The 13,448-nt window shown below is 63.7% G+C and carries 9 protein-coding genes; 1 reads left to right on the top strand and 8 read right to left on the bottom strand.

Features of this window, described 5'->3' with window-relative positions:
- Positions 1-24 precede the first annotated feature (24 nt).
- The 8 genes from Q0Z69_RS09435 to dpaL form a co-directional block, all read right to left on the bottom strand.
- The gene (locus tag Q0Z69_RS09435) at positions 25-969 is read right to left on the bottom strand and encodes an ROK family glucokinase (protein ID WP_298032541.1); all 945 of its coding nucleotides are present in this window, start codon (positions 967-969) and stop codon (positions 25-27) included.
- Positions 970-1,096: 127 nt separating this feature from the next.
- Positions 1,097-2,590: a 4-alpha-glucanotransferase gene (malQ, locus tag Q0Z69_RS09440; RefSeq protein ID WP_298032544.1), complete on the bottom strand. Its 1,494-nt coding sequence runs from the start codon at positions 2,588-2,590 to the stop codon at positions 1,097-1,099.
- 11 nt (positions 2,591-2,601) lie between these two features.
- Positions 2,602-3,528: a carbohydrate ABC transporter permease gene (locus Q0Z69_RS09445; RefSeq protein WP_298032546.1), complete on the bottom strand. Its 927-nt coding sequence runs from the start codon at positions 3,526-3,528 to the stop codon at positions 2,602-2,604.
- Positions 3,528-4,379, bottom strand: coding sequence for a carbohydrate ABC transporter permease (locus tag Q0Z69_RS09450; RefSeq protein ID WP_298032548.1), 852 nt, complete (start codon positions 4,377-4,379; stop codon positions 3,528-3,530). Before Q0Z69_RS09450 ends, Q0Z69_RS09445 begins: the two co-directional genes overlap by 1 nt.
- An 80-nt stretch (positions 4,380-4,459) precedes the next feature.
- Entirely contained in the window at positions 4,460-5,773 is a 1,314-nt protein-coding gene (locus Q0Z69_RS09455; protein WP_298032550.1) for an ABC transporter substrate-binding protein, read from the bottom strand.
- A gap of 88 nt (positions 5,774-5,861) precedes the next feature.
- Positions 5,862-6,872 carry a LacI family DNA-binding transcriptional regulator gene (locus tag Q0Z69_RS09460; protein WP_298032552.1) on the bottom strand — a complete coding sequence of 337 codons (1,011 nt, stop codon included), beginning with the start codon at positions 6,870-6,872 and terminating at the stop codon, positions 5,862-5,864.
- Between the two features lie 304 nt (positions 6,873-7,176).
- Complete coding sequence (locus tag Q0Z69_RS09465; protein ID WP_298032553.1) at positions 7,177-9,447, bottom strand: glycogen/starch/alpha-glucan phosphorylase; 2,271 nt, start codon at positions 9,445-9,447, stop codon at positions 7,177-7,179.
- Between the two features lie 256 nt (positions 9,448-9,703).
- Positions 9,704-10,918: a diaminopropionate ammonia-lyase gene (gene dpaL, locus Q0Z69_RS09470; RefSeq protein WP_298032557.1), complete on the bottom strand. Its 1,215-nt coding sequence runs from the start codon at positions 10,916-10,918 to the stop codon at positions 9,704-9,706.
- 216 nt (positions 10,919-11,134) lie between these two features.
- On the opposite strand from dpaL, the gene Q0Z69_RS09475 reads away from it, so the two are divergent.
- Positions 11,135-13,381 (top strand): cation-translocating P-type ATPase, encoded by a 2,247-nt coding sequence (locus Q0Z69_RS09475; RefSeq protein ID WP_298032559.1) that lies wholly within the window; start codon positions 11,135-11,137, stop codon positions 13,379-13,381.
- Positions 13,382-13,448 lie beyond the last annotated feature (67 nt).

Genomic DNA, 13,448 nt, shown 5'->3' on the forward strand with positions numbered 1-13,448 from the left:
TTTCAAATGGCGGGGGAGAGGCGGTCAGCGCAGGACCATTCTGGCGCAGCCGCAGATACCGGCGTCGTTCCCCAGCCTCGCCAGGGTCATGGGCGTATCGGCGGAGACGTGGAAGGCGTATTTTTTATGATACGCCTTCATGGCGGAGAGCAGGATGTCCCCCGCCCGGCTCATGCCGCCGCCGATGACGAACACGTCGGGGTCGATAACGCAGGAGACGTAGCTCAGGGCGCGGCCCAGGTAACCGGCGCAACGGTCCAGGATCCGCAGCGCCATCCCGTCTCCGGCCCGGGCTTGGTCGCAGATGTCCCGGGCGGTCAGCGGTTCGATCTGCCGCAAGGCTGAGGGTGCGGCGCAGTCCGCCAGCATCTGCCGCCCCATGCGGACGATGCCGTTGGCGGAGGCATACTGCTCCAGGCAGCCCCGTTTGCCGCAGCTGCACGGCACGGTCTCCAGCGGCTCCACGGTCATGTGGCCGATCTCGCCTGCGCCGCCGTGGGCGCCGGCCACGATCTGGCCGTCCAGGGCCACGCCGCCGCCCACGCCGGTGCCCAGCGTGACCATCACGGCGCTGTGATAGCCCATGCCGCCGCCCTTCCAAAGCTCGCCCAGGGCGGCGGCGTTGGCGTCGTTGGCGGCACGGACCCGGGGGATCTCCGGCAGCAGCCGGTTCATCTCCTCCTTGACGTTCAGCACGCCCCAGCCCAAATTGACGCATTTGAACACCGTGTTCTGCCCGTCCACCGGCCCTGGGACCCCAATGCCAATGCCGGCCGCCTGCGCCGGGGCGATGCCCCGTCTCTCCAGCGCGGCCCGTATCGACGCTGCCACGTCCGGCAGAATGTGGCAGCCCTGATCCTCTGTCCGGGTTGGGATCTCCCATTTTTCACACAGCGTCCCATCCGCCAGGAACAGACCCAGCTTCACGGTGGTCCCGCCGATGTCCACGCCCAAGGCATACTTTTCCATAGGTTCGTCTCCTTTCTTTTGCGCGGAGGCGCGGAAGCCTTCGCGGTTTTTTGTCGTCCCGTCAGACTGTCAAGCGGGACAGCCGGTCCCCGGGTCGGCAGGCCGCCGCCGGATATGCGCCGCCGGCTCACGTCTGCTTCGCACTCCGTCCGTAAAGGCGGCTCATGGCCTCGATCCGCCGGGCCAGCTCCGCCGTGAGCTGCCCGGGCAGCAGCCGCCACTGCCAGTTGCCGCCCAGGGTGCCGGGAACGTTCATCCGGGACCCGGCGCCCAGACCCAGATAGTCCTGCATCTGGGCGATGAACAGATCTGCCACAGAGCTTTGCCCGCCCCGGAGGACGCCCCAGTGGAAGCCCTCCTCCTCGTGCAGGCCCAGGTATTGCCGGGCCATGGCGATGTCCGCCGGGTCTGCCTCGTCCTTCCAGAGCATGAGGGGGGCGTTGTCGTGGGTCCCGGCGTAACAGACGCAGTGGGGGGTGTAGGTGTGGGGCAGGTAGTTGCTTGGCTCCCGGGAGTCAAAGGCGAATTCCAGCACCTTCATGCCGGGGAAGCCGGATTCCGCCAGCAGCCGGTGGACCTCCGGCGTCAAAAAGCCCAGGTCCTCGGCGATGAATTGGATGTGGGGGAACCGCCTGGTCAGGACCCGGATCAGATCCATGCCCGGTCCCTTGACCCACCGGCCATGCTTGGCGGTGGTCTCGCCGTAGGGCACCGCCCAGTAGCTCTCCAGCCCCCGGAAGTGGTCGATCCGCAGGATATCGTACAGCCGGGCGGCGCCTTCGATGCGGCGGACCCACCACTGGTAGCCGTCCCGTTTCATGGCGTCCCAGTCGTACAGGGGATTGCCCCACAGCTGGCCGCCGGCGCTGAAGCAGTCCGGCGGAACGCCCGCCACCTCGGCGGGTACGCCCCGTTCGTCCAGCTGGAAGCTCCGGGGGTCCGCCCAGACGTCCGCCGAATCCATGGCCACGTAAATGGGCAGGTCGCCGATGATGCCGATGCCCTTTTTGTGGGCATAGGAGCGCAGGGCGTCCCACTGGCGGAAGAACAGGTATTGGATATAGGTGAACAGCCGCACGTCCCCGTCCAGCTCCCGGCGGCAGCGGTCCAGCGCCGGCGGTTGGTGGAGGCGCACGTCCTCGTCCGGCCACTCATACCAGGCTTTCATGCCGTAACGGCGTTTCAGCGCCATGAACAGGGCGTAGTCTGGCAGCCATCCGGCGTTTTCCCGGGAAAAGGCCGCCACGGCTTCGCTGTCCCGGGCCCAGCCTCTCTGGGCCGCCAGACGCAGCAGGGAAAAGCGGTTTTCATAAATGGCCCGGTAGTCCACGCGGCCGCCGTCCCGGCCCCAGTCGATCCCGCCGGTCTCCCCCGCGGTCAGCAGACCGTCTTCATGCAGCAGGTCCAGGTCCACGAAGTAGGGATTCCCCGCATAGGCAGAAAAGCTCTGGTAGGGGGAATCGCCGTAGCTGGTGGGCCCTACTGGCAGCATCTGCCACCAGGACTGGCCCGCCGCCTCCAGAAAGTCCGCAAACTCCATGGCGGCACGGCCCAGGGTCCCGATGCCGTGGGGAGAGGGCAGGGCGGAAATGGGCATCAGAATGCCGCAGCTTCTCTTCATGTGCGCACCTCTCAGCCCTTGACGGCCCCTGCGGCCACGCCCTTGATGATATGCTTCTGGCACAGGAGGTAGACGATGATGATGGGGATGATGTTCAGCATGATGGAGGCCATCATGGGACCCATTTCGACCCGGCCGTAGCTGCCGCGGAAGTACTGGATCAGGATGGAGATGGTCATATAGCCCTTGGTGCGGTCCAGGACCAGATAGGGCAGCAGGTAGTCGTTCCACAGCCACATGGTTTCCAGGATGCCCACAGAGATCAAAGTCGGCTTCAGAATGGGCAGCACCACCAGAAAGAAGGTGCGGATGGGCCCGCAGCCGTCGATCATGGCGGCCTCCTCCACCTCCAGGGGGATGGACTTCATAAAGCCGCAGAACATGAACACCGCCAGCCCCGCGCCGAAGCCCAGGTAGACGATGCAGATGCCGTAGGGGGTGTTCAGCGGCAGCAGGGAGATGTCCGCCGCTGCCTTGGAAACGCTTATCCCCAGTTTCCCGGCCAGATTGCCCACAGTGGCGCTGGAGCCGATGCGGTCCGCCGTGGAGGACAGGGTGAACATCAGCATCTGAAAGGGGACCACCATGGAAAATACGAACAGGAAGTACAGGGCCTTGCTGTACCAGGCGTTGACCCGGGTTATGAACCAGGCGCACATGGAGCAGCAGATCAGGATCAGCACCAAAGAGGTGACAGTGATGACCAGCGTGTACCAGAAGGCGGAGAGGAAGCCCTTGGACTGGATGGCGTCAGCGTAGTTGGCAAAGCCGGCGAAGCTCTCCGCCGTGGGCAGCTCAAAGGCGGTGCCGGTGGAGATGGCGCTCTCCTTTTTCAGGGAGTTGAACAGGATCATAAACACCGGGTAGACCCAGGCCACGCTCAGCAGGGCCAGGACCACAGTGGTGATCCGGTCCTTCAGTTGATGTCTCTTTGTCATTACTGCTGCACCTCCTTGGAGCGGGTAGCCCGCAGCTGGATCATAGAGATGGCGATGACCAGGATGCAGAACAGCACGGCCTTGGCCTGGCCGTAGCCCTTCCACTGGGGGCCGGAGCGGCCATAGAAGGTCTGGTAGATGTTCAAAGCCAGCATTTCCGTCTGGTGGGCCGGTTCGCCGCCGGTGAGGGCCAGGTTCTGGTCGAAGAGCTTGAAGCCGTTGGTCAGGGTCAGGAAGGCGCAGATGGTGATGGAGGGCATCAGGTTGGGCAGCTTCACCTTCCAGAAGATCTGGCGCTCCGTGGCGCCGTCGATGCGGGCGGCCTCCAGATAGTCGCCGGGGATGGACTGGAGACCGGCGATATAGATGATCATCATATAGCCGATCTGCTGCCAGCACATCAGGATCAGCAGGCCGATGAAGCCGTAGGGCGCGTAAAGGTTCATCAGAGGCTTGCCCAGCAGGGTCAGCACGCAGTTGAGCAGGATGTTCCAGATGTAGCCCAGCACGATGCCGCCGATGAGGTTGGGCATGAAAAAGACGGAGCGGAACAGGTTGGTGCCCTTGATCTCCCGGGTCAGAGCCAGGGCGATGGCCAGAGCCGCCACATTGATGCAGGCGCTGGACACCACGGTGAACAGCACCGTGAATCCGAAGGAGTGGAGGAAATCCGCCTCCGTCAAAGCGAAAATATAGTTCTTCAGGCCGTTGAAGGTGGCGTTATTGATGGTGACGAATTTGCAGAAGGACAGGTACAGGCCCTGCAGGAACGGCCACACAAATCCGATCAGGAATGCCGCCAAGGTCGGCAGCACGAATACCGGCCAGTATTTTCGGATGGCTTTTTCCAAAGGTGCTACCCCTTTCATGTATATTGTGTAAAAAACAGGGCGGGCGGAGGCCCACCCTGTTTTCATGCGGATACAGGGACTCAGCCGTTCAGCGCGGCGTATTCGCTGGCCCAGCCGTCCACGAACGCAGATGCCACGGTGTCCCAGGTGCCGGTACCGGCGGCATAGGCGGTCAGAGCGCTGCCCAGCTCGTTCTTCCAGTTCTCAGAGGGCATGGTGGGGAAGTTCCAGGAGACAGGGGTCTTGCCCGCGGCGGTCATATCCTGATCCTGCTTGACGAACAGGTTGGGGGACTCCACGGCGTTCTGGAAGGGGATGACGAAGTTCATCTCCGTGGCCATGGCCTGGGTTCCCTTTTCAGAGGTGACGCACCAGTTCATGAAGTCCAGGGTGGCCTGGATGTTCTCCTCCTTGGCGGAATTGTTGACGCACCAGTAGTTCTCGGTGCCGGTGCACAGGCCCTGCTGGGCCTCGTCTCCGGCGCCGATGTAGATGGGGATCATGGCCAGGTCGTCGTCGGTGAAGGGCTTGCCCTCGCCCACCAGGTCGCCGTAGGCCCAGGAGCCGTTCTGATAGAACACGGCCTCGCCGTTGCGGAACTCATTCAGGGAGTCGTCGCCGGTCTTGCTGGCCAGCTCCTTGGGGTCGCAGGTGGAGTTGTTGATATACAGGTCGAAGATGGCTTTGTAGTTGTCCAGATAGGTGCCTTCGATGGCGTCGGTGGTGCCGATGCCCTTGTCCTGATACTCGAAGTAGATGGGCAGGTTGGCCAGGTGGGTCTTGAAGCGCCAGTCGGAGGAGCCGTCCATGCCGGCGGAGGAGAAAGCGGCGAAGCCCAGCTCATCCTTGCGGGCGGTGATGTCCTCGGCCACCTTCTTCAGATCGGCGAAGGAGGCGATGTCCTCCACGGAGTAGCCGGCCTTGGCCAGCAGGGTCTTGTTGACGATGATGCCGTAGGACTCCACCACGTAGGCGATGCCCAGGGTCGCGTCGCCGTCCTTCAGGGCGAAGGAATCAGAGGTCAGCTGGCTCAGTATGCCGGAGCCGGTCAGATCCAGGCAGTAGTCCTTCCAGTTGGCCAGGCCCACGGGACCGTTGACCTGAAACAGGGTCGGGGGATTGCTCTTGGCGATCTCGCTCATCAGGGTCTGCTCATAGGTGCCGGAGGCGGCGGTCACCACGGTGACAGGCACGCCGGTCTCCTCGGTGTAGGCCTTGGCCAGAGCCTCCCAGGCCTCGTCCTGCTCGGGCTTGAAGTTCAGGTAGAACACTTCGCCGGCGGCGCTGCTGGCGTCTCCGCCGTTATTGGCGTCGGCAGCGGGCTTGTCGCCGCCGCAGGCGGCCAGGGACAGGATCATTGACAGGATCAGCAAAAGCGCAAAGCGCTTCTTCATATTCATTCTCCTTTTTTGATTTATTTTTACATCGGACGATGTAAAAACCCAGTGGTTTGCCGCACCGGGGACGGCGCGGAGCGGAAACTCACACAGCCCTGACGCTGCCGCCCTCCCGCAGGGCCGCCTGCAGCCGGAGCTGCCGGTTCTCCCCGGTGCCCTCGATCAGATCCAGCAGCAGCCGCACCGCCTTTTCCCCCAGCTCCTCCTGGGGCTGGATCAGGGTCGTCAGAGTGGGGATCATATAGGCCGATATGTCGATGCCGTCGATGGCGATGACGGAGCAGTCCTCTGGCACACGCTTCCCGCCGTCGTGCAGGGCCTTCATCGCCGCCACGGCCATGGAGTCGGAGATGGCGAACAGTCCGGTGAGGTCCGGCCGCCTTTTCAGCAGGCGGGCGGTGCCGCTGTACGCGGCGGCCATGTCGAAATCGCTGGTCTCCTCCACCAGCTCCCGGTCCAGGGGGATGCCGGCCTCTTCCAGCGCCTGGCAGTAACCCCGGTAGCGCAGCTGACTGATGGAGTGGTCGCAGGTGGAGTCCAGCAGGATGGCGATCCGCCGGTGGCCCCGTTCAATGAGGTGGGCCACCGCCCGGCGGGCCTCCGCCTGATCGTCGATGGAGACGGAGGAATAGGCCGTCCGCTCCAGCGTGCCGAAGCTGTTGGTGAAGGAGCAGCACACGAAAGGCACATCCAGGGCGGCGATCCGCTCCGGGGTGTAATCGAAGCAGCCGCCCAGCAGGATCAGGCCCCGCAGTTTTTTCGCCCGGGCCAGACTGGCCGCCGCGGGGACCTCATTGTCCTCCGTGTGGATCTGGTGGAGCACCAGGGTGTAGCCCGCAGCCCGCACTGCCTGCTCGATGGCCCGGATGACGGCGGTATAAAAGGGATTGCCCACGCCCCGGACCACCAGGCCGATGGCGTCGGGCTGGGGACGCACCAGGTCCCGAGCGCTGCTGTTGGGCACATAGTGCAGCTCCCGCACCACCGCCATGACACGGGCCCGGTTGGCTTCGCTGACGTCCGGGTGGTCATTGAGGACCCGGGATACCGTGCTGACGGACACGCCGCTCTTCTCCGCGATATCCTTGATCGTCATGGAGGGAGCCTCCCTTCGCGGTAGATTTGGAAAGCATCCCGGCAGTGTTTCCGGTATCGTTACTGGTAACGTTTCCAACTGCTTCCTTGATACCACTTATACAGCGAAACGACAGCGGTGTCAACCGGTTTTGTGAAATTCGTGGATACGCATAAAGCGGCTGTGCCGGAACTGTACAGCCGCGCCGAACAGATTTTCTGCGAAATCGATTGCGATGGAAATGCTTCCATCTTATCCCAGTCCCGCCGGGGACTGGCCGCCCGCTGGAAGGAGAGGGGGGACACGCTCCGCCGCCCCCCGCGGTTCATGCCCCGCCCAGGTGCCAGATGTCCCGGTCATACTCCGCGATGGTCCGGTCGGAGGAGAAGAAGCCCGCTTTGGCGATGTTGATGAGGCACCGGCGCTGCCAGTCCAGGGGCCGCGCGGCATAGTCGGCGATGGCCTGCCGCTTGCGGACCAGATAGGCGTTGAAGTCCGGCAGCGTCTGGAACCAGTCCTTGCCGGTCAGGTCGTCCCGCAGGCGGAAGAGAGATTCCGCCTGCCCGTGGCGCAGCATCTCCGGTCCGGTGAGAAAGTCCACCGCCCGGCGGATGTTGGGGTCCGCCTCGTACCACTCCCGGGGGCAGTAGGACTTGGAGGCATAGCGTTTCAGCACCTGGGCGGCGCTCTGGCCGAAAATATAGATGTTCTCCGGGCCGACCCGCTCCGCGATCTCCACGTTGGCGCCGTCCATGGTGCCCAGGGTCAGGGCGCCGTTGAGCATGAATTTCATGTTGCCGGTCCCGCTGGCCTCTTTTCCGGCCAGGCTGATCTGCTCGGACAGGTCGCAGGCCGGGATCATCTTTTCGGCGGCGGTCACGTTATAGTTCTCCACGAACACCACCTGCATCCACCGGCGGGCCTCCGGCGTCTCCTCCAGGACCCGGGCGAAGGCCGCCAGGGCGTGGATGATGTCCTTGGCCAGCGTATAGGCCGGGGCGGCCTTGGCCCCGAAGAGATAGACCTGCTTCACCGGCGTCCCGTGTCCTGCCAGCAGCTCGAGGTACTGGTGGATCAAAAACAGCAGGTTCAGCTGCTGCCTCTTGTACTGGTGGAGCCGCTTGGACTGGATGGAGAACATGGCCCCCGGGTCTGTCAGTACGCCCTGGCGGCGGAACAGCCACTCCGCCAGCGCCTGTTTGTTCTCTGCCTTGATCCGGCCCAGCCGCCGCAGCGCGGCTGCATCCTCCGCCAGGGGCAGCAGCTTTTCCAATTCTCCGGCGTCCTTCTTGAAGCCCGGCCCGATCAGCCTCTCGATCTCGGCCGCCAGCCTGGGATTGCAGGCCAGCAGCCAGCGGCGGAAGGTGATGCCGTTGGTCTTGTTGTTGAACCGCTGGGGATACAGGCGGTAAAAGCCCGCCAGCTCGCTGGTTTTCAGGATCTCCGTGTGGAGCGCTGCCACGCCGTTGGTGGAGTGGGTGAAGTGGATGTCCATATGGGCCATGTGGACCCGGTCCTCCCCGTCGATGACCGCCAGGGAGGCGTCTGCCGTGCGGGCGCGGGCCAGACCGTCCAGCTGCCGGATGATGGGGGCCAGTTGAGGTGCCGTCTGCTCCAGGTCGGCCATGGGCCAGGTCTCCAGGGCCTCGGCCAGGATGGTGTGGTTCGTATAGGCGCAGGTCCGGGTCACGATCTCTGCCGCCTCCTGGAAGGGGATGCCCCGCTGGCCCAGCAGGCGGATCAGCTCCGGGATCACCATGCTGGGGTGGGTGTCGTTGATCTGGATGGCCGCATAGCGGTCCAGGTCCCGCAGCGTGCAGCCCCGGGCCTCGCACTCCGCCAGGATCAGCTGGGCGCCGGCGCTGGCCAGAAGATACTGCTGGCAGAGCCGTAACAGCCTGCCCGCCCGGTCCGAGTCGTCCGGGTACAGGAACAGCGTCAGATTCCTGTCGATCCGGGTCTTGTCCATGGAGATGCCGTCCTGTAGGATGGACTCGTCCACCGTGTCCAGGTCGAACAGATCCAGGCAGTTGGTGCGGCCCTCATAGCCGGTGACAGCCAGCCGGTACAGCCGTGCCTGAAAGACCCGGCCCCCCAGCTCCACCGGATAGGCAATGTCTGTGGGCCTTGCCCAGCAGCTCTCACTGAGCCAGCGGTCGGGGTATTCCCGCTGGCAGTTGTTCTCCAGCCTTTGCCGGAACAGCCCGCAGTGATACAGCAGGCCGATGCCGTCACCGGGCAGGTCCAGCGCTGCCAGGGAATCCAGAAAGCAGGCGGCCAGCCGGCCCAGGCCGCCGTTGCCCAAGCTGGGCTCCGGTTCCAGCTCCTCCAGGTCCGCCAGGGACTTTCCCGCGTTCGCCAGACAGTCCCGCACCGCGTCATAAAGTCCCAGATTGATGAGGTTGTTGGACAGCAGCTTTCCCACCAGAAATTCGGCGGAGAGGTAGTACAGCTTCCTGCCCTGTGCCTCCCGCCGCCGTTCTCCGGCCCGCTCCTCCGTCAGCCGCAGCAGCGCGGCGTACAGCTCCCCGTCCGCCGCCTGGCGCAGCGGCTTTCCGCAGAGCTGCTCTAATCGTTTTTGGATCTGTTCCGCCATGAGGTGCTCCTTCCCAGCGGGGGCAATGTTTTTGTCCCCGCTTTTTGAACATAATATACCCACCGCGCCGCATTTCTTCCAAAGTAACGGAATTCCGATCAGTAAGCCAGCAGCTTCCGGCCCGTTGGCCAGCGCCCTTGCTGCCCGTTTGAATTGCCTGCGGCGAAGCCGGTCCGCCGGACAGCGGCATTGTAAAAGAGACAAAAAAGCAGCAGCGGCTTTGCCGCTGCTGCTTTTTGCACAGTTTGGGAGATACTCAGATTGTGGGATATTCGCCGTCCCAAAGCACCTTACGGAACTTCATGGGGTCGGTGTTGCCCTCGGTGGAGAACAGGAGCACCTGGCTGAACCGGTCCAGGCCCAGATAGTCCCGCAGGTCCCGGTATTCATCGGTCTCCATCAGGGCGGCGATCAGGCCCATGCCCACCGCGCCGGACTCGCCGGAGATGACCGTGGGGTCGCCCTTGACAGGCACGCCCAGCATCCGCATCCCCCGGGCGCTGACCCAGTCGGGGCAGGAGACGAAAGCGGACACATGGTTCCGCAGGATGTCCCAGGCCAGGATGTTCGGCTCGCCGCAGGCCAGGCCCGCCATGATGGTTTTCAGGTCGCCGTCCACGATACGGGGCTGGCCGTCTCCCGCCAGGGCGCCCTGATACAGGCAGTCCGCCGCCTGGGCTTCCATGACGATGAACTTGGGCGGGTCATTGGGGAACAGGTTGGTAAAATATCCCACAACGGCGCCGGCCAGACTGCCCACGCCCGCCTGGATGAACACGTGGGTGGGCCGGTTCACGCCGATCTCCCGGAGCTGGTTGGCGGCCTCCCCGGCCATGGTGCCGTAGCCCTGCATGATCCAGGTGGGGATCTCCTCATAGCCCTCCCAGGCGGTGTCCTGCACGATGACGCCGTGGTAGGTCTCGGCTGCCTCAGCAGCGGCCATGCGGACGCAGTCATCGTAGTTCACGTCCTCAATGGTGACTTGGGCGCCTTCTTTTTTGATGTTTTCGTACCGGGCCTGGCTGCTGCCCTTGGGCATGTGGACCACGGCCTTCTGGCCCAGCTTGTTGGCCGCCCAGGCCACGCCCCGGCCATGGTTGCCGTCGGTGGCGGTGAAGAAGGTGGCCTGGCCGAATTCCTCCCGGAACTTTTCGCTGGTCAGGTAGTTGTAGGTCATCTCGCTGACATCCCGCTCCACCATTTTGGCGATGAACCGGGCCATGGCGAAGGAGCCGCCCAGGACCTTGAAGGCGTTCAGACCGAAGCGGTAGGCCTCGTTTTTCACATACAGGCCGCCCAAGCCCAGGTATTTGGCCATGCCGTCCAGCTGGGCCAGGGGGGTCACGGTGTACTGGGGAAAGGTGCTGTGGAAGAACCGGGCCTTGGCTACGTTGCTCAGGGACATGATGGACAGATGCTCGTCGGCGCTGGGGGGCATGGTATTTGCGGCCCATTTGATGGTTTCTTTCATAACAATCACCACATAAAATATTTTTAGTTTTGCTAATTTTTTGTTTGGTCACTCTCATGATAACATAGTTTTCCAGGAAGTCAAGGAAATTCTTGCGGCTTTCCGAAATTTTCAGCCAATGTGAAAAAATACCGTTGACAAATACCCCCGGGGGGTATATAACAAAGCTGTAAATATACCCCCGGGGGGTATATCCCCCCATGGAAGGAGACGCTGATGAAAGAGGAAAAATATGATATTTCCGGGATGCACTGCGCAGCGTGCAGCGCGTCGGTGGAGAAGGTGACCCGGAAGCTCCCCGGCGTGGAGCGCAGCGACGTGAACCTGACCACCGAGATCATGACGATCCGGTACGACGAAAGCCAGGTGACGCCGGAGCAGATCGTGGCCAAGGTGGAAAAGGCGGGCTTTGGCTGCACCCTCCACGCGGAGAAAAAAGAACCCCAGAACGCAGAGGACGCCGAGGAAAAGGCCCTGCGGCGGCGGAAGTATGAGCTGATCATTGCCGCTGTGTTTTCCGTGGCGCTGCTGTATGTGTCCATGGGGCAGATGCTGCCCTTCGGCCTGCCCAGCCTGCCTCTGCCGGATCTGTTCTCCATGCACACCCATCCGGTGAACTTCGCCATTGCGCAATTGCTGCTGACCGTTCCTGTGCTGTACTGCGGGCGGAACTTCTTCATCAGCGGCTTCAAGGCGCTGCTCCACGGGAACCCCAACATGGACTCCCTGGTGGCCATCGGCTCCGCCTGTTCCTTTGCGTACAGCGTGGTGATGACTTTTTTGATCTCCGACGATCCCCACACCTATGTGCACAATCTATATTATGAGTCCTCCGCTGTGGTCCTGACCCTGGTCTCTCTGGGAAAATTCATGGAAAGCCGGAACATGCAGAAGACCAAAGGAGCCATCACGGCCCTGATGCGGCTGGCGCCGGACACCGCCATTTTGGCGGACACTGGCCGGGAGGTCCCCACGGAGAGCCTCAAGACCGGCGACACCGTGCTGGTGAAGCCCGGCGCACGGGTCCCCGCCGACGGCGTGGTGGCCCGGGGAGAGAGCAGCGTCAACGAGGCCATGCTCACCGGCGAGAGCCTGCCGGTGGAAAAGGCCCCGGGCAGTGAGGTCATCGGCGGCAGCGTGAACCAGAACGGCGTGCTGTACGTCCAGGTGACCCGCACCGGCGAGGACACGACCCTGGCCCGGATCATCCGCTTTGTGGAGGACGCCCAGGGCAAAAAGGCCCCCATTTCCAAGACCGCCGACAAGGTGGCCGGGGTGTTCGTGCCCACGGTGATGGGCATCGCCCTGCTGGCTGCCGTGGCCTGGGCGGTGGCGGGCCAGCCCTTTGCCTTCGTGCTGCGGGTGTTCACCTCCGTGCTGGTGATCGCCTGCCCCTGCGCCCTGGGTCTGGCGACTCCCACCGCCATCATGGTGGGCACGGGCCTGGGCGCCCGGCACGGCATTTTGATCCGCTCCGGCGAGATCCTGGAGATCACCCACAGCGTGGACACCGTGGTGCTGGACAAGACCGGCACCGTGACGAAGGGCGAGCCTGCCGTGACCTCCGTGGTGCCCTATCAGTGCGGCGGAGACGCGCTGCTGACCGCCGCAGCGGCGGTGGAGTCCGTTTCCGCCCACCCGCTGGCGGCGGCCATCACGGCTTATGCCGCAACGCAGGGCTTGGGTGAGCTGCCCAAGCCGGAGAGCTTTGAGAACCTGTCCGGCCGGGGGCTGCGGGCCGTTCTGGAGGGGGAGACTGTGCTGGCGGGCAACCGGCGGCTGCTGGAGGAGGCAGGGATCGATCCCACGCCGCTGCTGGCGGAGGCGGAGCGGCTGGCCAGCCAGGGCCAGACCCCCATGTTCTTCGCCAGGGACGGCGCGCTGCTGGGCCTGATCTCCGTGGCCGACGGCGTGAAGGAGACCAGCGCCGCCGCCATTGCCAAGATGAAGGCCGCCGGCATCCGTACAGTACTGCTGACCGGCGACAACCACGCGGCGGCGGGCCACATCGGCCAGCTGGTGGGCGTGGATGAGGTCATCGCGGAGGTGCTGCCGGAGGAGAAGGCCGGCGTGATCCAGAAGCTCCAGGCCCAGGGCCGGAAGGTGATGATGGTGGGCGACGGCATCAACGACGCTCCCGCGCTGACCCAGGCGGAGGTGGGCTGCGCCATCGGCAGCGGCAGCGACATCGCCATTGAATCCGCCGACATCGTACTGATGCGGGACGACTTGCAGGACGTGCCCCGGGCGCTGCGGCTGTCGGCCCTGACCCTGCGGGACATCAAGCAGAACCTGTTTTGGGCCTTCTGCTACAACACCATTGGCATCCCTGTTGCGGCAGGTCTGTTGTATTGCTTCGGCGGGCCGCTGCTGTCTCCCATGTTTGCGGGCGCGGCTATGTCCCTCAGCTCCGTGTGCGTGGTGGGCAACGCTTTGCGGCTGGGCCGGGCGGATCTGCAGTGATATGATTGGATCGTTTTAGTTTGAGATTCGTATAAGGAGGTATCAGGATGGACGATTCAGATGAGTT

It is taken from the genome of uncultured Dysosmobacter sp. (assembly GCF_947631165.1).
Lineage (GTDB): Bacteria > Bacillota > Clostridia > Oscillospirales > Oscillospiraceae > Oscillibacter.